This window comes from Pontivivens ytuae, assembly GCF_015679265.1.
GTDB lineage: Bacteria > Pseudomonadota > Alphaproteobacteria > Rhodobacterales > Rhodobacteraceae > Pontivivens > Pontivivens ytuae.
The window spans coordinates 3,569,047-3,587,405 of record NZ_CP064942.1 but is presented as its reverse complement, the minus strand read 5'-3'; the positions used below and the strand labels follow the sequence as shown (position 1 = coordinate 3,587,405).

Below are 18,359 nucleotides of genomic sequence, written 5' to 3'. Positions count from 1 at the left end.
GCCCCATGACACGCCTTTTCCTGTTGCTCTGCGTCCTCGCGCTCGGCTCCTGCGCCACCCTGTCCGAAGATGAATGCCGCGCCGGCGACTGGCGCGCGATCGGGTTCGAAGACGGGGCCGCGGGCCGCGACGCCGCCTTCATCAGCCGCCATCGGGAGGCCTGCGCCGCCTTTGGGCTATCGCCGGACCTGAACGCGTGGCTCGCCGGACGGCAATCGGGACTGCAACAGTACTGCACGCCCGCCAACGCCTACGCGATCGGGCAGCGCGGCGGCAGCGTGAACCCGGTCTGCCCCGTCGGCGCGGCGCAGGCGATGGGCCCGGCGTTCCAGCAGGGGCAGCTTTGGTACACGTTGGGGCAGGAGATCTCCGACGTGGAACGGGAGCTTGACGAAACGCGCACCGCGCTTGCCGATCTCGACCCGGCGGCGGAGAATGCCGACGTGCTGGAGCGGAGCCTGCGCGCCGCCATCACCCGGGCCGAGGCCGACCGCAACCGGCTGGAGGCCGAGCGCCGCGCCGCCGCCTCCTGGCCCTGAGCGCTTCACGTCTGCACGATGGAGGAGTGAGCCGCCTTTAAGCGGTGCGCCGGCTTGCTATCTGTCGGTCATGCGCCACGCCATCCCGCCCCTCGTCGCCGTCGCCCTGCTCGCCGCCTGCGCCTCCGAACCCATCGTGGAGTGCGGCGATGCCACCGGCCGGGTCGGCTACATCGACACCGACGAGCCCTGCGCGGGGATCGTGGACGTTCCGGAGCTCGCCGTGATCGGCGACGATACGGTGGTCGCCGCGGCCCGTCCCGTGAACCTGCCGCGCTACAGCACCGTCACCATCGGCTCCGACAATGCCCAACAAAGCCGAGCGCTGGAGCGGGAGATCGGCCGGGTGCGGCAGGACATCAGCCGCGACCGCTTCGAGCTGAGCCGCCTGCCCGAGCGGGCGACACAGAACCGGTCAGCGCGGGAGATCCAGTCGGACATCGATCGCAGCCGCGGCAACCTCGCCGTGCTACGGGCCGAGCGTCACCGGCTGCGATTGCAGCCCTAGACGCCTTCGACGATCACCAGGTCCCGTTCGGAGGCCGCGAGCGCGATCGGCAGGATCTTCGCGTATTCGTCGGAACCGTAGAAGCGTTCAGCGTCGGCAACGGACGGGAACCGGATGACCACGTGGCGGTCGGGGCCGGAGCCCTCTTTCTGGATCATCGGGCCGCCCTTCACGAGAAACTCGCCACCGAATTTCTCCGCCAACGCAACGGTTTGTGCGGCGTACTTCGTGTAGCCTTCCGGGTCGGTCACGCGGATGCGGGCGATGACATAGGCGCTCATGCCGCCACCACCTTCTCCGCCGCGGCGATCGCTTCGGCCGCCTTCGAGGCGTCCGCACCGCCCGCCTGCGCCATGTCGGGCCGGCCGCCTCCACCCTTGCCGCCGAGCTCCGCAGCCGCGGCCTTCACGATGTCCACCGCGCTGATCCGGTCGGTCAGATCCTCGGTCACACCCGCGGCCACTGCTGCCTTGCCGCCCGTGTCGGCAATCAAGAGCACCACACCGGAGCCGAGCCGCGCCTTCTGCTCGTCGATCAGCCCGCGCAGGTCCTTGCCGGACACACCGGTGAGAGCGCGGCCGAGGAACTTGACCCCGTTCACCTCGCGCGCCTCCTCTTCGGACGCACCACCGCCGCCCATGGCCAGCTGACGGCGAAGCTCGGCGACCTCCCGCTCCAGCGCGCGGCGCTCGTCCATCAGCGCCTTCACCCGGTCCACCACCTCGCCGCGTTGCGCCTTCATGGCGAGTGCGATCTCCGCGACCGTGCGGTCCTGCTCGGCGAGATAGGTCCGCGCCGCCTCCCCGGTCAGCGCCTCGATCCGCCGGATGCCGGAGGCCGAGGCGCTTTCGCCCACGACGACGAAGAGGCCGATATCGCCGGTCTGCTTCACATGGGTGCCGCCGCAGAGCTCGATGGAGTAGGTCTCCCCATCGCTGCCCTTCCCCGTCGGCGCACGGCCCATCGAGACCACCCGCACTTCATCGCCGTACTTCTCGCCGAAGAGCGCCTGCGCGCCGAGGTCCCGCGCATCGTCGGGGGCCATGATCCGGGTGGTCACAGCCGTGTTCTGGCGGATGTAGTCGTTCACGTCGCGCTCGATGGCGCCGATCTCCTCCAGGCTCATCCCCTTCTGATGCGAGAAGTCGAAGCGCAGCCGGTCGTCGGCGTTCAGCGACCCGCGCTGCGCGACGTGATCGCCCAGCCGCTCGCGCAGCGCCTCGTGCAGGAGGTGCGTTGCGGAGTGGTTGGCGCGGATCGCGGTGCGGCGGGCGTGGTCCACCTCCAGCTCGGCTGCGGCGCCAGGCGCGATCTGGCCCTCCGTGACTTCCGCGATGTGGACGAAAACCCCGGCCTTCTTCTTCGTGTCGGTGATGCGCGCCGTGCCGCCTTCCGTCTTCAGCGTGCCGGTATCGCCGACCTGGCCGCCGCTCTCGGCATAGAACGGCGTCTGGTTCAGCACGATCTGCACGCGGTCGCCCTTGGACGCAGTGTTCACCCGGTCGCCGCCCTTCACGATGGCGAGGATCTCGCCCTCCGCCGCCTCGGTCTCGTAGCCCAGGAACTCCGTCGAGCCGTGGGCGTCGGCGATGTCGAACCACACGCTCTCGTCCGCCGCCTCACCGGAGCCCGCCCAGGCCGCGCGCGCCTTCGCCTTCTGCTCGGCCATGGCGGCGTCGAAGCCTGCGACGTCCACCGAGCGCCCCTGCTCGCGCAGTGCGTCCTGCGTGAGGTCGAGCGGGAAGCCGTAGGTGTCGTAGAGGCGGAACGCGGTCTCGCCGGGCAGCGTTGCGCCGTCGGGCAGCTTGGCGAGCTCGTCGTCGAGGAGCCGCAAACCGCGGTCGAGGGTCTGGCGAAACTTCACCTCCTCCCCCTTCAGCGTCTCCTCGATCAGGGCCTGCGCCCGACCGAGCTCCGCGAAATGGCCGCCCATCTGCCGGACCAGCGCGGGCACCAGCCGGTGCATCAGCGGGTCTTGCGTGCCGAGCAGATGCGCGTGCCGCATCGCGCGCCGCATGATCCGGCGCAGCACGTAGCCGCGCCCCTCGTTCGAGGGCAGCACCCCGTCCGCGATTAGGAAGGACGTCGAGCGCAGATGGTCCGCGATCACCCGGTGGTGGATGTTGCCCGGCCCGTCCGGGTCGGTGCTGGACGCATTCGCCGATGCCTCAATCAGGTCACGCATCAGGTCGGTGTCGTAATTGTCGTGCTTGCCCTGCAGGATCGCGCCGATCCGCTCCAGCCCCATGCCGGTGTCGATGGAAGGCTTGGGCAGGTTCTCCCGCCGGCCATCCGCGAACTGCTCGAACTGCATGAAGACGAGGTTCCAGATCTCGATGAACCGGTCGCCGTCCTCGTCCGGGGAGCCCGGCGGACCGCCCGGAATCTCCGGCCCGTGGTCGAAGAAGATCTCGGAGCACGGGCCGCACGGCCCCGTATCGCCCATGGTCCAGAAGTTGTCAGCGGTCGCGATGCGGATGATCCGCTCGTCGGGCAGGCCCGCATGCTTCTTCCAGATCTCCGCCGCCTCGTCATCGTCGTGGTAGATGGTGACGAGGAGCTTGTCCTTGGGCAGTCCGAACTCCTTGGTCACGAGATCCCAGGCGAAGGGGATCGCGTCGGACTTGAAGTAGTCGCCGAAAGAGAAGTTGCCGAGCATCTCGAAGAACGTATGGTGCCTCGCGGTGTAACCCACATTGTCGAGATCGTTGTGCTTGCCGCCGGCCCGCACGCATTTCTGGGAGCTCGCCGCGCGGGTGTAGTCGCGCGTCTCCACCCCGGTGAAGAGGTTCTTGAACGGCACCATGCCCGCATTGGTGAAGAGCAGCGTCGGGTCGTTGCGGGGGACCAGCGGGGCGCTCTCGACCGCGGTGTGACCGTTCTTCACGAAGTAGTCGAGGAAGGTCGTGCGGATGTCGTTCAGGCTGGCCATCGGGGTCTCTTCTTGAGCTTCAAGCTGTGTCTGCTCTGACTATCCCCGCCCCGGAGCGCTGTCCACTGCCAGCGGTGTTGCGCAAGAATCTTCCCAGGAAGATTTTTGCTGCAAATTTTTCATCCACAAAAATTTGGGGCCGCTCCCGAAGGAACGGCCCCGCATCCGATTGTCCGGAGGATCAGTCGTCCACGACATCCGCGTCTGGGTCGTCCGGCGCCATGTCGAAGTCGAGCCCGTGGGCCGCGCGGATCTTGTCCTCGATCGCGATGGCGATGTTCGGATTATCCTTCAGGAACTGCTTGGCGTTCTCGCGCCCCTGCCCGATCCGCTCATCCCCATAGGAGAACCAGGAGCCGGACTTGTCTACAACACCGGCCTTCACGCCGAGGTCGAGCAGCTCACCCGTCTTCGAGACGCCCTCGCCATACATGATGTCGAACTCGACCTGCTTAAACGGCGGGGCGACCTTGTTCTTCACCACCTTCACGCGGGTCTGGTTGCCCACGACCTCGTCGCGGTCCTTGATCGCGCCGATGCGACGGATGTCGAGGCGGACGGAGGAGTAGAATTTCAGCGCGTTGCCACCCGTCGTCGTCTCGGGCGAGCCGAACATCACGCCGATCTTCATGCGGATCTGGTTGATGAAGATCACCATGCACTTCGAGCGACTGATGGAGCCAGTGAGCTTCCGCATCGCCTGGCTCATCAGGCGGGCCTGCACGCCGACATTGCTGTCGCCCATGTCGCCTTCGAGCTCGCTTTTGGGCGTCAGGGCCGCAACCGAGTCGACCACAACGACCGAGACCGCGCCGGAGCGCACCAGCGTGTCCGTGATCTCCAGCGCCTGCTCACCCGCATCGGGCTGGGAGATCAGGAGCTCGTCGAGATCGACGCCCAGCTTGCGGGCATAGGACGGGTCGAGCGCGTGCTCCGCGTCGACGAAAGCGCACACACCGCCGCGCTTCTGCTCCTCGGCCACGACATGGAGGGCCAGCGTGGTTTTACCGGAGGATTCAGGGCCGTAGATCTCGATGATCCGCCCTTTCGGCAGGCCACCGATGCCGAGCGCGATGTCCAGCCCCAGGCTGCCTGTCGGAATCGCCTCGATATCCATGACCGCGTCGCGCTGACCGAGCTTCATGATGGAGCCCTTGCCGAAGCTCCGCTCGATCTGCGCCAGCGCCGAATCCAGCGCCTTCTGCTTGTCCATTCCGCGTCTCTCGTCCAGTTTCAGAACGGCGTCTGCCATTGCTCTCATCCTCTTCATGTCACGTTTGCCAAGGGGCGGCAATCGGCGGGTGTGTTCACCTCTTGTTCGAACGCTAGCACCAGAACACATCGCGAACAAGAGAAACGGATCTGTGCGGATAAAATTGCTGCCATGAAGGTTGAGAAACGGTAAAACCGTCGAACGCCTTGATAGGATGCAAAGAACCCGCCGATGATCGTCTCCTTCCGCGCACGCCTCGCCGTGCTGGCCCTGCCCAAGACCGGGACGACGGCGTTGGAAAGCGTGCTGGCCCCGCGGGCCGACATCGCGATGACGGGCGATCCGAAATTCAAGCACATGCGGCTCCGGCGCTTCGAGCGGGACATCCGGCCGATGCTCAACGCCTCCGGCTTCGAAGATATCGAGACGCTCGCCGTGATCCGCGAACCGGTGGAGTGGCTGGGAAGCTGGTATCGCTACCGCACGCGGCCGGTGCTCCTGGGCACGCCGCGCTCGACGGCGGCGATCAGCTTCGATGCGTTCGTGGAGGCGTATCTGTCGAATGACCCGCCCGTCTTCGCCCGTGTGGGGCGGCCGTCCCGTTTTCTGGAGCCGACCCCGTCGGGCCGCGGGATCACGCACCTGATGCGCTACGACCGGCCCAAGGTGCTCCTCGACTTTCTGTCCGACCGCTTCGGCTGCACCGTCGCCCCGGCGCAGGAGAACGTCTCACCCAGCCTGCCGCTGGAGCTCTCGCCCGACCTGCGCCGCCGGCTGGAGCTGGAGATGGCGCCGGATTTCGAGCTCTACGAAGGGGCCTGACGACCGAGCTCCAGCCGCTCCTTCACCCTCAGCGTCAGGTCGTTGAGCGAGAAGGGTTTGGCGAGGAAGCTGCTGTTGGGCATCAGGTCCATGCCGTCGCGGAACATGTCCTCCGCGTAGCCGGAGACGAAGATGACCTGCACGTCCGGATAGGCCTCGCGCGCCTGAGCCACCCAGCTCGGCCCGTCGAGACCGGGCATGATGACGTCGGAGACGAAGATGTCGACGGCGGGCTTTTCGGCCAGCAGCTCCAACGCCTCCTCCCCGCTTGCGGCCTCCAGCACGTGGTAGCCGCGCAGCTTGAGGGCGCGGGCGGCGAAGGCGCGCACGGGCGCCTCGTCCTCGACCAGCAGCACGGTGCCGCTGCCCGTCGCGTCGCCCGGCTCGCCGGAGCGCTTGTCGCCCTCCAGCAGACGCGGCTGCTCGCCGGGTCCCGGCACGAAGCGTGGCAGGTAGATGGAGAACGTCGTCCCCTCCCCCACGATGCTGTCGACGAAGATGAACCCGCCCGTCTGCTTGACGATGCCGTAAGCGGTGGAGAGGCCGAGGCCCGTCCCCTCGCCCACCCGCTTCGTGGTGAAGAACGGGTCGAAGATCTTGTCGAGGCGCCATTCCGGGATGCCGACGCCGGTATCACTCACCTCGATTACCACCCAGTCGCCCGGGGTGATGGTGGCACGGTCGCGCTTGAGCTCATCGGCCAGATGCTCGTAGCGGGCGTGGAGCGAGACCTCGCCGCCGTCGGGCATGGCGTCGCGAGCATTCACGACGAGGTTCATGATGACCTGCTCGAACTGCCTGAGGTCGACGCGGACGGCGGGCAGATCCTCCCGGTAGTCGAGGCGCAGCGTCACCTTCTCCCCCAGCAGCCGGTTGAGCAGGTGGGAGAGGTCGCCGAGCACGTCCGCCAGATGCAGCACCTTCGGCTGCAAGGTCTGCTTGCGGGAGAAGGCGAGGAGCTGGCCCACCAGCGCCGCCGCCCGGTCCGCGTTCTGGCGGATCTGGATGAGATCCGAGTAATCGCGATCCCCCGGCGCGTGGCGCAGTAGCAGGAGGTCGCAGTGGCCGGAGAGCGCCGTCAGCAGGTTGTTGAAGTCGTGCGCCACACCACCCGCGAGCTGACCGACCGCCTGCATCTTCTGGCTCTGCACGAACTGCGCCTCGAGCGTCTTGAGCTCCGTCGCGTCGCTCATCACCACGAGGAGGGAGAAGTCGCCTGCCACCTCGATCGGCGAGAACGACACCTGCAGGAACCGCTCGATATCACCGTCGAGGATGCGGGAGACCTCGGGCCGCGCCGGACGGCGGGTCGCCGCGACCTCGCGGATCCGCTGGGCGACAGGCTGCGCCAGGCCCTCCATCAGATCGGCGAGCCGCGCGCCGGGCTCCATCTGCCGCCCAACGAGGCCCTGCGCCGCCGCATTGGCGATGATGACCCGGCCCTCCACATCGATGCGCGCGAGCGCGATGGGAAGCTGGGCGAGGAACTGGTCGGGATTGGCCGCTGCCAGCTCCGCATCGGCCACGGGGTAGAGGAAGACGTCGCGCACCCCGTGCACATCGGGGTCGGCGAGTTGGGCGCGCACCAGCATGGACGGATCGGCGCGCAGGCGGTGGATGCTGCCCGCGCGCATCGGCAAGTCGTTCACAACGTCCGCATCGCGCGCCACCCGCCGCCCGGCCCAGCGCCGCACCTGCGCGTTCGCGGCGACCACGGCGCCCGTCTCGTCGATCCGCATCTGGCCGAAGCCCGCATCGGGTAGCGTCTGATCGCTGTCGACCATGGTGGGCAGCGGCAGAACGCTCCAGCTCAGCCGCTCATCGCCCAGGGGACGGACGGAGAGCAGATGCCGGCTCCCCTGCCCCGCCAGCGTGACGAAGGCGGTGGCACCGCCGGTCTCCCGCGCTTCACGGGCGAGGCGGTAGATCAGGCTCGCGGGCGTCTCGGCCCGGTCGTTCAGCAATTCCTCCAGCCGCCCGCCGGGTCCGGCGAGGCTGCGTGCCGCGGCGCTGATCTGCAGGAGCTGTCCGTCCGCGTCGGTCACGATGACCGCCTCGTCGCCACCGAGCCCCACCCGCTGCCCGCGCGTCTGCCAGATCCGCAGACCCGCCACACCGGTCAGGGCGAGCCCCACCAGCGCGAGGCCGACATTCTGCTCATAGGCACCGTACGCCGCCAGCGCGAGCGCACCGGTGCCGATGATCGTGTCGAGGGCACTGCCGCCGGGGCGCGGCAGGGGCCGGGAGATCCCGGAGTGCATGACGGATGGCTCCCGCGTGAATGGCACTGACGGCCACTCTGTCAGGCCGAATCGCGCTTCTCAAGCCACGCTGCGAAGAATCCGTCCGCTCCGTCGAGTGGCGACAACGACAGGCTGCGCGAACAGTGCCATCCGGCAACCTCCGACAGAAAAGCGTTAACGCGCCCCTCGTTTTCATCCGGGAGAATCGAGCACGTCGCATAGACCAGCCGCCCATCGGGGGCGACGTGGCGGGCCGCATTGCGGAGTACATCGTCCTGCGCGGCGTTGAGTTCGGCAAGGCGACCGGCGTCGAAGCGGATCTTGCCTTCGGGATCGCGCCGCCACGAGCCACTGCCTGAACAGGGCGCGTCGGCGAAAACGAGCGGGACCTGTAGGTCGCCGAGCGTTCCCGGTTCGGCGAGGCGAACCTGAGCGCCTGCCCGGCGCGCCCGCTCCGGCAGATCCTTCATCCGGCGCGGTGCGATGTCGTGGGCGATGACCTGTGCGTTCGTGCGGGCGGCAAGTGCGAGCGCCTTGCCGCCGCCCCCCGCGCAGTAGTCGAGCACGACCTCACCCGGCTGCGCCTCGGCGAAATCGGCCACGGCCTGGCTCGCGGCATCCTGCAACTCGACGAGGCCATCCGCGTACGCCCGCGACCGCTCGATCCCCCGCGTCCCGGCGGTCACGCGCAGTGCGGTTGCGCTGAGCGGCCCCGGCTCCACCTCGATCCCGTCTTCGGCGAGGGCGGCCCGGGCGCTTTCAGGCGTCGCGCGGAGCAGGTTCACCCGCAGATCGACCGGCGCGCGGTGGCGCATCACGTCGGCGAGCGCGGGTAGATCGGCGCCGAAGCGCGCCTCCAGCATCGACAGGACACTCTCGGGCAGATCGAAGGCAGCCGGTCCGGTGCTCGGCGATTCCGGAACCGCCTGCTCCGCATCGGTCAGAGGCAGCGGAGCATGGCCCTCGCCACTGAACACCCTCTCCACCGGAACATCCGTCAGCCGCAACAGCCCCAGCACCCGCGCGCGCCCGTCCTCGCCCCCTCCGGCGGCAGCGGTCGACCACCAGCAGCGCAGCACGTCGAAGACGATGTCCCGGATCGCCCGCCGGTCCTTGGAGCCCGCGAAACGGTGACTGCGCCCCCACTCCTTCAACGCCGCCTCTGCCCGCGCGCCCGCGCGGATCGCGTCGATCACCTCGATGGCGGCGGCGTGGCGCGCGGCGGGGGTCACACCACCAGCGCCCAAGCGAGCGACAGCCACATCACGGCCAGCGCCACCAGCCCGCCCAGGAACACGTTGAACCGCGTCGGCAGGTGGTTGGAGCCCACATGGATCACCCGGTGCAGCAAGCGCGAGACCGCATAGCCCGCCGCCCCCAGCGCCACGCCCCAGTTCACCGCGCCCAGCGCCGCCGCAAGCGCCACACCGCCATAGAGCAGGATCGGCGTCTCGAACTGGTTGTGCGCGTTGTTCTGCCAGGCCCTCACGTCGGGCGCGAAGTTCATCGGGTCGAGCGCGATGTCGCCCATCTGCGTCTCCCGCCGCTTGAGCGAGGCGAGCCGCCGCCGGCCCATCGTCACGATGGCCCAGAAGGTGAGCCCCACCTGCACGAAGACGGCGATCACGGCGATGGCGAGCGGTGCGGTCATGGGCGTCTCCCTCAAACAAGCCCTCCTTTTGAGCTTCGGCGGGGGAGGATGCAAGCGGACGCGGAACTGTCACGCGCCCGGCGACCGGATCGTGCTACTCTCTCATCCATGATTGTGCGCACCCTCCTCATCCTGCTCCTCGCGCTGCCCGTGCTCGCCGAAGAGACGCCGGACCAGCGCTGCTCCGCCGACGGGGCGCAGTGCATCCGGCTCGACAGCTACATCCCCGACACCTGCCGGATGATCGAGACGGCGTCGGAGGCGGCAGCGCTCGACACCGCCTTCTTCGCCCGGCTGATCTGGAAGGAGAGCCTGTTCGACGCCACCGCCGTCAGCCATGCGGGCGCGCAAGGCATCGCGCAGTTCATGCCCGGCACCGCGGCGCTCCGCGGGCTGGAGGATCCCTTCAACCCGGTCGAGGCGCTGGACGCCTCCGCTACCTATCTGGCGGAGCTGAGCGAGCGCTTCGGCAATATCGGCCTCGCCGCCGTCGCCTATAATGGTGGCGAGGACCGCGCCGCCCGCTTCATCGCGCGCGAGGGCGGCCTGCCGTTCGAGACGCAGGACTACGTCTTTTCCATCACCGGCCACTCGGCCGAGACTTGGCGCGACGAACCGCCCGAGAGCGTGGATCTGAGCCTCGACGGCGACACCCCGTTCGGTGAGGCCTGCATGGAGCTCGCCGCCAACCGCACCCTGCGGGAGTTCGCGGCCCCGGTGCGCGCGTGGGGCGTGGTGGTCGCGGCCCAGCGCACGCGAGGGGCCGCGCGGCGCAGTTACGACCGGGTGCGGCGCCAGCATCCGGGCCTGCTCGGCACCGAAAGCCCTGCCTTCGTCCGCACCCGCCCGCCGGGCTCACCGGTGCCGCGCTACACCGCCCAGATCGGCCGCGACAGCCGGTCCGAGGCGCTGGCGGTCTGCAACCAGCTCCGCTCCGCCGGAGGGACCTGCCTGGTAATGCGCAACTGAGACGGCGGCGCGGGCGCCCGACCCCGAGATGCGCGTATTTGGACAAAGAAGAAGGCGGGGGGCCTCCCTCGTCAGTCTCAGCGGGTGGCGCGGTAGTTCGGCGCCTCGCGGGTGATCTGCACGTCGTGGACGTGGCTCTCGCCGAGGCCCGCATTGGTGATCTGCACGAACTGGCAATTCGCCCGCATCTCCGGCACCGTCCGGTTGCCCGTGTAGCCCATCGCAGCCCGCAGCCCGCCGACGAGCTGGTGCAGCACCGCGCCCGCCTGCCCCTTGTAGGGCACCTGCCCCTCGATCCCCTCGGGCACCAGCTTCTCGCTCGACACCTCCTTCTGGAAGTAGCGGTCGGCCGATCCGCGGGCCATCGCGCCCACCGAGCCCATGCCGCGATAGGCCTTGAAGCTACGGCCCTGGTAAAGGATCACCTCGCCCGGCGCCTCGTCGGTGCCCGCGAGCATCGATCCCACCATGGCGCAGGACGCGCCCGCCGCGATCGCCTTCGCGAAATCGCCGGAATACTTGATGCCGCCATCGGCGATCACGGGAACGTCGCCCGCCGCCGCGGCACAGTCGGAGATCGCCGTGAGCTGCGGCACGCCGACACCTGCCACGATCCGCGTGGTGCAGATCGAGCCCGGTCCGATGCCGACCTTCACCGCGTCCGCGCCTGCGTCGATCAGCGCCTTGGTGGCATCGCCGGTCACCACGTTGCCCGCGACCACCTGCACGTCGTTGGAGAGCCGTTTCACCCGCTCCACGGCGGCCAGCACGGCGGAGGAATGGCCGTGCGCCGTGTCGATCACGATCAGGTCGCAGCCCGCGTCGATGAGCTGTTCGGAGCGTTCGAAGCCGCTGTCGCCCACCGTGGTGGCGGCAGCAACGCGCAGGCGGCCAAGCTCGTCCTTGCAGGCCTGCGGGTTCAGAACCGCCTGCTCGATATCCTTGATGGTGAGGAGCCCCGTCAGCCGGTTCTCCCCATCGACGATCAGCACCTTCTCGATCCGCCGGTCGCGCATCAGCCGCTTGGCATCCTGATGGTCCGCAGGCTCGCGCAGGATCGCGAGATTGTCCTTGGTCATCAGGGCGGAAACCGACGTCGTGTCATCCTCGCAGAACGCCATGTCGCGATTGGTCAGGATCCCCACCAGCCGCCGCCCCTCGCCCACCACCGGGAAGCCAGTGATGCGGTAGCGCTCCTGCAGCGCACGCGCATCGGCGATGGTCTGGTCGGCGGTCAGGGTGATGGGGTTGTAGACGACGCCACTCTCGAAGCGCTTCACCGCGCGGACCTGCCGCGCCTGCTCCTCGATATCGAGATTGCGGTGGAGCACGCCGAGGCCCCCGGCCTGCGCCATGGCGATCGCCATCTTGCGCTCGGTCACCGTGTCCATAGCGCTCGAGAGCAAGGGAATGTTCATCGCGATCCGCTGTGTCACCCGCGTGCGCGTATCGGCATCGGCGGGCTGCACCTCCGATGCGCCGGGCACCAGGAGCACGTCGTCGAAGGTCAGGGCGGGGCGGATGTCCATGGGCGGAAACTCCTGCACGAGAGGGCGGCGTTTCCTCAGGCTCTATTCCATGGTGCGCCGCGAAAGAAAAGCCCTCGCGTCGCCTCGCCCTCCGCGAATGAAGGCGGCCCTCACCCTTCCACCTTGTCGAAATATCCCGGGGAGTTCGGGCCGTCCCGGAAACGCATGGCGTTTCAGGCCCAAACGGGGCGCAGCCCCTTCAGCCGTCGAGCGCCGCGCCGTCGCCGATCAATGCCTCGATCTCTGCGTCAGAGTAACCTGCCTCGCTGAGAATCGCCCGCGTGTCCTGGCCGAAGCCCGGCGGGCGGCGGCGGCTGGCATCGGGGGCGGTGCGGCTCATCTTCACCGGGTTGCCGAGGGTGCGCACGCCGTCGACCTCAATCGCCATCTCGCGGTGCACGGTATGCGCGTCCTCCACGACCTGCTGGACGTTCAGAAGCGGACCGGCAGGAACGCCGACCGCCATCAGCTTCTCGGCGAGTTCTTGCCCGTCCCATTCAGCGAGGTACGGCTCCAGCGCCACCCGCGTCTCCGTCTTGTGACGGTTGCGCGCGGGATGGTCGGCGAAGCGGGCGTCCTCCAGCAGCGCCTCCGCTCCGATCACCTCGCAGAGGCGCGCGAACTGGCCATCATTCGCTGCGGCGATGTAGATCTGTGCGCCCCGGGTCGGAAACACGTCATAGGGCGTGATGTTGGGATGCGCGTTCCCGGTCGGCCCCGGCACCTTGCCGCTCAGGAAGTGGTTCGCGGCATAGGGATGCAGCAGGCTAACCGCCACATCGAAGAGCGTGAGGTCGAGGAACTGGCCCTGTCCCGACTTCTCCCGCTCGTAGAGCGCCATGCCGATCCCTGCGAGTGCGGAGAGCCCCGTGGAGATGTCCACCAGCGGAATGCCGAGGCGCAGCCCGGTGCCGCCCACCTCGCCATTGACGCTCATCAGCCCGGCTTGCGCCTGCACCACCGCGTCGTAGCCCGGCAGGCCGCCATAGGGCCCGTCCGCGCCGAAGCCGGAGATGCGGCAGTGGATCAGACGCGGGAAGCGCTCCTTGAGGGTGTCATAGCCGATCCCCCACTTCTCCATCCCGCCGGGCTTGAAGTTCTCCACCAACACGTCGGCATCCGTCAGCAGGCGCAGCAGAACCTCGCGCCCCGCCTCCTGCCGCAGGTCGAGCGCCATGCCGCGCTTGTTGCGGTTCACACCGATAAAGTAGCTCGCCGCCCCGGTCGCCTCCTCGAAGGGAGGGCCCCAGTGGCGGGTCTCGTCACCCTGCGGCGGCTCGATCTTGATCACGTCCGCGCCGTGATCGCCGAGCCACTGGGTGCAGAACGGCCCGCCCAGCACCCGGGTCAGGTCGATCACCTTCACGCCGTCAAGGGCTCCCATATGCGCGCTCCTTCACCTGTGCCGCGACAGGCCCGCCGGGGCTCTGCACGTCCTAGGGCGGTCCTTTGCGTATTTGAAGAGAGTGATGATCACGAAAGCAGGCGCTTGCGGGCGGCGGTGTACTCCTCGGCGAGTTTCGCGACGAGATCGGCGGCGGGCTGCACCCGGTCCACGGCGCCGATGCCCTGGCCCGCGCCCCAGATATCCTTCCACGCCTTGGGCTTCTCCCGTTCGGAGCCGAAACTCATAGTGCTCACGTCGCCTTCGGGCAGGTTGTCGGGGTCCATCCCCGCATTCTCGATCGAGCGGCGCAGGTAGTTGCCGTGCACGCCGGTGAAGAGGTTGGAGTAGACGATGTCCTCCGCTCCGCCCTCGACGATGCCCTGCTTGTAGGCCTCGGCCGCCCGCGCCTCCTCCGTCGCGATGAAAGGAGAGCCGATATAGGCGTAGTCCGCGCCCATCGCCTGTGCCGCAAGCACCGCGTCGCCGGTGGCGATGGAGCCCGAGAGCAGAAGCGGGCCGTCGAACCAGGCGCGGATCTCGCGGACCAGCGCGAAGGGGCTGAGGCGCCCGGCATGGCCGCCCGCGCCCCAGGCCACCGCGATCAGGCCGTCCGCCCCCTTCTCGATCGCCTTTTTCGCGAAGTGGTTGTTGATGACGTCGTGCAGCGTGATCCCGCCCCAGGCGTGAACCGCGTCGTTCAGCTCCGTCCGCGCGCCGAGCGAGGTGATGGTGATCGGCGGGCAGTACTTCGCGCAGGTCTCCAGATCCGCCTCCAGCCGGTCGTTGGAGCGGTGGACGATCTGGTTGACGGCAAAGGGCGCGGCGGGCTGGTCGGGGTGGTCGCGGTCGTGCGCCGCCAGCGCCTCCGTGATCTCGGCCAGCCATTCGTCGAGCTGGCTTTGCGGGCGGGCGTTCAGCGCCGGGAAGGAGCCGACGATCCCCGCCTTGCACTGGGCGATCACCAGCGCGGGGTTGGAGATGATGAAGAGCGGCGCGCCGACGACCGGGATACGAAGGCCCTCGATCATTTGATCCTCGCCAGGGCGGCCTGTGCGAACATCGGCACGTAAGCCCCCATGCGCAAACCCGCTTCGGGGTTCGAGGCATTGCCGTCGAGCGCCCGTTTCTTCACCCCCTGGATGATCGCCGCCATGCGGAAGAAGGCGAAGGCGACCGGGTAATCCAGATCCGGAACGTCGGCCAATCCGGCGCGGGCGGCATAGCGCTCGGCATATTCGGCGTCGGAGGGGATGCCGAGTGCCGCTCTGTCCACACCCATCAGCCCGCGCCCCTCGCTGCCGGGCGGGAGCTGCCATTGCATGATCTGAGAACCGAGATCGGCGAGCGGATGGCCGAGCGTCGAGAGCTCCCAGTCGAGCACCGCGTTGCAGGTGCCCGCAGGGTCGAAGAGCAGGTTGTCGATGCGCCAGTCGCCGTGGACGAGCCGCGCCGGACCTTCCGGCGGGGTCTGCGCCTCGAGCCAGGCGATCAGATCCTCCATCGGCTTCAGCGTCTCGGTCTCTGTCGCGCGGTACTGCTTGGTCCAGCGCGCGACCTGCCGCTCGAAGTAGTTGCCGGGCGGGCCGTAGTCGCCGAGGCCCACGGCCTCGACATCGACCGAGTGCAGGGCGGCGAGCGTCGCGTTCATGCTGTCATAGACCGCGGCGCGCATCTCGTTGGTCTCGTCCTTCAGCCGGGGGTCGACCCAGTTGCGGCCTTCGATGAAGGACATGACGTAGAACATTGTTCCCAGGACACTTTCGTCCTCGCAGAGATGCAGTGCATCGGGCACCGGCACGTCCGTATCGCGCAGGGCCGAGAGCACCCGGAACTCCCGGTCCACCGCGTGAGCGGACTTCAGAAGCTCGCCCTCGGGTTTGCGCCGCAGCACGTATTTCCCGCTCGCCGCCGTCAGGATGAAGGTCGGGTTGGATTGGCCCTGCGCCGTCTTCTGCACCTCGGTGATCGGGCCTTCGAAGCCCGGGACCTGCGCCTCCAGATACGGCGCGATCTCAGATATAGGTTCGGGCATGGGCACGCTCCTGCGGGTCGAGATGCGGGCTCGCGTTGAAGAGGCTGAGGCGCAGCCGCCCGTCCTCCAGCACCAGGCGGTGCAGGCTCGCATTGTGGATGTTGAGGGTGAGGTCGGCCGTCGCCTCCGGCGTGAGGCCCAGTACCCGGCCCAGCGTCGCGCCGATCACGCCGCCGGAGGTCACGATCAGCGTGCGGCCCCCGGCGCTGACGGCGGTGTCGAGTGCCGCCTCGATCCGGTTGCGGAACGCCGCGTAAGTCTCTCCCGCTCCTGTGAATTCCCCCCGCTCCCACGCGGTGTAGATCGTGGGGAAGCGGCGGATGAAATCGATGCGGGAGGTCGCGGCGGTCGAGCCGGTGGCGGCGATGTAGTCCTCCTCCAGCCCGCTGTAGTGGAACTCGTCGAGGCGCGGATCCTCCGCGATGTCGGGCAGCGGATGAGCGGCAGCGATGCCCTCCACCGTCTCGCGATGGCGCCGCAATCCGCCGCGGATCACCCGGTCGAAGCCGAGGTCGTGGGCGGCCATGTAACCGCCCAGCCAGCGGGCCTGTTCGTGGCCGAGATCGCTGAGCTTGTCGTAGTCGTCCGCGCCGAAACTCGCCTGTGCGTGGCGCACGAGCAGGATATCGGCCATCAGGCGACGGGCGCGTTGGTGTAGGGCTTGAGCTCTGCCCGCGCGACCTGCCTGCGGTGCACTGCGTCCGGCCCGTCGGCGAGGCGCAGCGTGCGCACATGGGTCCAGGCCTGCGCCAGCGGCGTGTCTTGGCTGACGCCTGCCCCGCCATGCATTTGCACCGCCTCGTCAATGACTTCGAGCGCGACGCGGGGCGCGATCACCTTGATCTGGCTGATCCAGGGTGCTGCGGCGCGGGCGTCGCCCTGGTCCATCATCCACGCGGCCTTGAGGCAGAGGAGTCGGGCCTGCTCGATCTTCATCCGCGCTTCGGCGATGATGTCGAAATTCGCGCCGAGGCGGGCGAGCGGCTTGCCGAAGGCCTCGCGCTGGGTGGAGCGGCGGCACATTAGCTCCAGCGCCGCCTCCGCCTGGCCGATGGCGCGCATGCAGTGGTGGATGCGGCCCGGGCCGAGGCGGCCCTGGCTGATCTCGAAGCCGCGCCCCTCGCCGAGGAGCATGTTTTCTGCTGGTACACGCACGTCCATGAATTTCAAGTGAAGATGGCCATGCGGCGCGTCGTCGTGACCATAAACCTCCATCGCGCGCAGCTTCTCGATCCCGGGCGTGTCGGCGGGGACCACGATCATGGAGTGCTGCTGGTGCTTGCCGCGATCCGTGGAGGGCGTCGAAACCATGACGATGTAGACGGCGCAGCGCGGGTCGCCCGCGCCGCTGATCCACCATTTTTCTCCATTGAGAACATAGTCTTGCCCGTCGCGGACGCAGGTCATCGACATGTTGGTGGCGTCCGAGCTCGCGACGTTCGGCTCGGTCATGGCATAGGCGGAGCGGATCTCGCCGCTCAGGAGGGGCTTGAGCCACCGCTCCTTCATCTCGGGCGTGCCATAGCGCTCGAACACCTCCATGTTGCCGGTGTCCGGAGCGGAGCAGTTGAAGACCTCGGCGGCGAGGTGGACCTTGCCCATTTCCTCGGCCAGATAGGCATATTCGACGGTGGTCAGCCCATAGCCCCTGTCACTGTCGGTGAGCCAGAAGTTCCAGAGATTTCGGGACTTTGCGAGGTCCTTCAACCCTTCGAGGATCTCGGTCTGACGCGCGGTATAGGTGAAGCGGTCGCCCTCGGAGCCCACCAGCGAGAGGAACTCGTCGGAGAGGGGCGCGATCTCGGTCTGCACCATCTCGCGCACCTGCGCGATGAGCGGTTTCACCTTCGGCGTGATGCCCAGATCCATATCGTCCTCCCCTTCGTTTTGCCCGGAGAGTGACGTGGCGTGAGACGCGGGGCAAGGGGGCCGTTACGGCAGGTGTGAGATGGAAAACCCGGCGTATGAAAAGCGTATGATATGCGTGCACCGGGCGTATGACACCCGTGCACCCTACTCTGCTCCTGCGAGATAGGCGCGGGTGATCCAGAGCGCGACAAGCGCGGGCTTGTCCTGTCCCTCGATCTCGACCGTGACAGCGTGGCGGGTGGTGATCTGGGCGCCGTCCTCCTCCACCCCCTCCAGCACGAAGCGGCCGCGGATCTGGGCGCCGCTTGGCACGGGCGCGAGGAAGCGGATGCGGTCGAAGCCGCAGTTGACCCCGAAGGTCGCGCCCTCCGGCACCGGAACCGCGTCGTAGGCCATGGCCGAGAGCAGCGAGAGCGTCAGGAAGCCATGGGCGATCGGGCCGCCGAACGGGGTCCCGGCCGCGCGGTCGATGTCGGTGTGGATGAACTGGTCATCCTCGGTGATCGTGGCGAAGACGTTGATGCGGGACTGGTCGACGGTGAACCAGCGCGAGAGGCCGACCTCCTCCCCCACCTGCACGCGGAGGATCTCGAGAGGCGCGGTGTGGCGGTGGGGGAGCGTCATGGGAGGACCTTTCGCTGGGAGGCCGCGTGCGCCTCCGGCGG

At 68.3% G+C, this 18,359-nt stretch carries 17 protein-coding genes; 4 read left to right on the top strand and 13 right to left on the bottom strand.

Annotation, left to right across the window (positions count from 1 at the left end; genetic code table 11):
* Positions 1 to 5 precede the first annotated feature (5 nt).
* Together I0K15_RS17845 and I0K15_RS17840 are read left to right on the top strand one after the other, a co-directional pair.
* The gene (locus I0K15_RS17845; RefSeq protein ID WP_196102829.1) at positions 6 to 539 is read left to right on the top strand and encodes a DUF2799 domain-containing protein; all 534 of its coding nucleotides are present in this window, start codon (positions 6 to 8) and stop codon (positions 537 to 539) included.
* A gap of 70 nt (positions 540 to 609) precedes the next feature.
* The gene (locus I0K15_RS17840) at positions 610 to 1,047 is read left to right on the top strand and encodes a hypothetical protein (protein WP_196102828.1); all 438 of its coding nucleotides are present in this window, start codon (positions 610 to 612) and stop codon (positions 1,045 to 1,047) included.
* Here I0K15_RS17840 and I0K15_RS17835 read toward each other — a convergent pair.
* The 3 genes from I0K15_RS17835 to recA all read right to left on the bottom strand — a co-directional run bounded on the left by I0K15_RS17835 (position 1,044) and on the right by recA (position 5,192).
* Complete coding sequence (locus I0K15_RS17835; RefSeq protein WP_196102827.1) at positions 1,044 to 1,328, bottom strand: DUF1330 domain-containing protein; 285 nt, start codon at positions 1,326 to 1,328, stop codon at positions 1,044 to 1,046. The two genes, I0K15_RS17840 and I0K15_RS17835, sit on opposite strands and share 4 nt — an antisense overlap.
* Positions 1,325 to 3,979, bottom strand: coding sequence for an alanine--tRNA ligase (gene alaS / locus I0K15_RS17830; RefSeq protein WP_196102826.1), 2,655 nt, complete (start codon positions 3,977 to 3,979; stop codon positions 1,325 to 1,327). Before alaS ends, I0K15_RS17835 begins: the two co-directional genes overlap by 4 nt.
* Positions 3,980 to 4,160: 181 nt before the next feature.
* Positions 4,161 to 5,192, bottom strand: coding sequence for a recombinase RecA (gene recA / locus I0K15_RS17825; RefSeq protein ID WP_422393991.1), 1,032 nt, complete (start codon positions 5,190 to 5,192; stop codon positions 4,161 to 4,163).
* A gap of 231 nt (positions 5,193 to 5,423) precedes the next feature.
* On the opposite strand from recA, the gene I0K15_RS17820 reads away from it, so the two are divergent.
* A complete protein-coding gene (locus I0K15_RS17820; RefSeq protein WP_196102824.1) occupies positions 5,424 to 6,014 on the top strand; it encodes a gamma-glutamyl kinase in 591 nt (196 codons plus the stop codon).
* Here the strand turns inward: I0K15_RS17820 and I0K15_RS17815 are convergent.
* Genes I0K15_RS17815 through I0K15_RS17805 form a run of 3 tightly spaced genes read right to left on the bottom strand, consistent with a single transcriptional unit; the run spans position 5,999 to position 9,908 of the window.
* Positions 5,999 to 8,275 (bottom strand): ATP-binding response regulator, encoded by a 2,277-nt coding sequence (locus I0K15_RS17815; protein WP_196102823.1) that lies wholly within the window; start codon positions 8,273 to 8,275, stop codon positions 5,999 to 6,001. The genes I0K15_RS17820 and I0K15_RS17815 overlap by 16 nt on opposite strands.
* 41 nt (positions 8,276 to 8,316) lie before the next feature.
* Entirely contained in the window at positions 8,317 to 9,489 is a 1,173-nt protein-coding gene (locus I0K15_RS17810; RefSeq protein ID WP_196102822.1) for an RsmB/NOP family class I SAM-dependent RNA methyltransferase, read from the bottom strand.
* A complete protein-coding gene (locus tag I0K15_RS17805; protein WP_196102821.1) occupies positions 9,486 to 9,908 on the bottom strand; it encodes an MAPEG family protein in 423 nt (140 codons plus the stop codon). Before I0K15_RS17805 ends, I0K15_RS17810 begins: the two co-directional genes overlap by 4 nt.
* 108 nt (positions 9,909 to 10,016) lie before the next feature.
* Here I0K15_RS17805 and I0K15_RS17800 point away from each other — a divergent pair, with 108 nt between their 5' ends.
* Complete coding sequence (locus tag I0K15_RS17800; protein WP_196102820.1) at positions 10,017 to 10,877, top strand: lytic transglycosylase domain-containing protein; 861 nt, start codon at positions 10,017 to 10,019, stop codon at positions 10,875 to 10,877.
* Positions 10,878 to 10,954: 77 nt separating this feature from the next.
* On the opposite strand, the gene guaB is transcribed toward I0K15_RS17800, so the two are convergent.
* From guaB to I0K15_RS17765, 7 genes are all read right to left on the bottom strand, one after another.
* The gene (gene guaB, locus I0K15_RS17795) at positions 10,955 to 12,406 is read right to left on the bottom strand and encodes an IMP dehydrogenase (protein ID WP_196102819.1); all 1,452 of its coding nucleotides are present in this window, start codon (positions 12,404 to 12,406) and stop codon (positions 10,955 to 10,957) included.
* Between the two features lie 199 nt (positions 12,407 to 12,605).
* Complete coding sequence (locus I0K15_RS17790) at positions 12,606 to 13,790, bottom strand: CaiB/BaiF CoA transferase family protein (RefSeq protein ID WP_196102818.1); 1,185 nt, start codon at positions 13,788 to 13,790, stop codon at positions 12,606 to 12,608.
* An 89-nt stretch (positions 13,791 to 13,879) separates the two neighbouring features.
* Complete coding sequence (locus I0K15_RS17785; protein ID WP_196102817.1) at positions 13,880 to 14,821, bottom strand: NAD(P)H-dependent flavin oxidoreductase; 942 nt, start codon at positions 14,819 to 14,821, stop codon at positions 13,880 to 13,882.
* On the bottom strand, positions 14,818 to 15,825 hold the full coding sequence (locus I0K15_RS17780; protein WP_196102816.1) for a phosphotransferase family protein: 1,008 nt from the start codon (positions 15,823 to 15,825) through the stop codon (positions 14,818 to 14,820). The genes I0K15_RS17785 and I0K15_RS17780 overlap by 4 nt, the downstream gene beginning before the upstream one ends.
* A complete protein-coding gene (locus tag I0K15_RS17775) occupies positions 15,806 to 16,459 on the bottom strand; it encodes a histidine phosphatase family protein (protein WP_196102815.1) in 654 nt (217 codons plus the stop codon). The genes I0K15_RS17780 and I0K15_RS17775 overlap by 20 nt, the downstream gene beginning before the upstream one ends.
* Positions 16,459 to 17,640: an acyl-CoA dehydrogenase family protein gene (locus tag I0K15_RS17770; RefSeq protein ID WP_422394020.1), complete on the bottom strand. Its 1,182-nt coding sequence runs from the start codon at positions 17,638 to 17,640 to the stop codon at positions 16,459 to 16,461. The genes I0K15_RS17775 and I0K15_RS17770 overlap by 1 nt, the downstream gene beginning before the upstream one ends.
* A gap of 198 nt (positions 17,641 to 17,838) precedes the next feature.
* Complete coding sequence (locus I0K15_RS17765) at positions 17,839 to 18,318, bottom strand: MaoC family dehydratase (RefSeq protein ID WP_196102813.1); 480 nt, start codon at positions 18,316 to 18,318, stop codon at positions 17,839 to 17,841.
* Positions 18,319 to 18,359: the final 41 nt, after the last annotated feature.

Excerpts from the sequence above, each read along its gene's own strand:
- I0K15_RS17845 (WP_196102829.1), top strand. The coding sequence starts at position 6 with ATGACACGCCTTTTCCTGTTGCTCTGCGTCCTCGCGCTCGGCTCCTGC.
- I0K15_RS17840 (WP_196102828.1), top strand. The coding sequence starts at position 610 with ATGCGCCACGCCATCCCGCCCCTCGTCGCCGTCGCCCTGCTCGCCGCC.
- I0K15_RS17835 (WP_196102827.1), bottom strand. The coding sequence starts at position 1,328 with ATGAGCGCCTATGTCATCGCCCGCATCCGCGTGACCGACCCGGAAGGC.
- alaS (WP_196102826.1), bottom strand. The coding sequence starts at position 3,979 with ATGGCCAGCCTGAACGACATCCGCACGACCTTCCTCGACTACTTCGTG.
- recA (WP_422393991.1), bottom strand. The coding sequence starts at position 5,192 with ATGGACAAGCAGAAGGCGCTGGATTCGGCGCTGGCGCAGATCGAGCGG.
- I0K15_RS17820 (WP_196102824.1), top strand. The coding sequence starts at position 5,424 with ATGATCGTCTCCTTCCGCGCACGCCTCGCCGTGCTGGCCCTGCCCAAG.
- I0K15_RS17815 (WP_196102823.1), bottom strand. The coding sequence starts at position 8,275 with ATGCACTCCGGGATCTCCCGGCCCCTGCCGCGCCCCGGCGGCAGTGCC.
- I0K15_RS17805 (WP_196102821.1), bottom strand. The coding sequence starts at position 9,908 with ATGACCGCACCGCTCGCCATCGCCGTGATCGCCGTCTTCGTGCAGGTG.
- I0K15_RS17800 (WP_196102820.1), top strand. The coding sequence starts at position 10,017 with ATGATTGTGCGCACCCTCCTCATCCTGCTCCTCGCGCTGCCCGTGCTC.
- guaB (WP_196102819.1), bottom strand. The coding sequence starts at position 12,406 with ATGGACATCCGCCCCGCCCTGACCTTCGACGACGTGCTCCTGGTGCCC.
- I0K15_RS17790 (WP_196102818.1), bottom strand. The coding sequence starts at position 13,790 with ATGGGAGCCCTTGACGGCGTGAAGGTGATCGACCTGACCCGGGTGCTG.
- I0K15_RS17785 (WP_196102817.1), bottom strand. The coding sequence starts at position 14,821 with ATGATCGAGGGCCTTCGTATCCCGGTCGTCGGCGCGCCGCTCTTCATC.
- I0K15_RS17780 (WP_196102816.1), bottom strand. The coding sequence starts at position 15,825 with ATGCCCGAACCTATATCTGAGATCGCGCCGTATCTGGAGGCGCAGGTC.
- I0K15_RS17775 (WP_196102815.1), bottom strand. The coding sequence starts at position 16,459 with ATGGCCGATATCCTGCTCGTGCGCCACGCACAGGCGAGTTTCGGCGCG.
- I0K15_RS17770 (WP_422394020.1), bottom strand. The coding sequence starts at position 17,640 with ATGGTGCAGACCGAGATCGCGCCCCTCTCCGACGAGTTCCTCTCGCTG.
- I0K15_RS17765 (WP_196102813.1), bottom strand. The coding sequence starts at position 18,318 with ATGACGCTCCCCCACCGCCACACCGCGCCTCTCGAGATCCTCCGCGTG.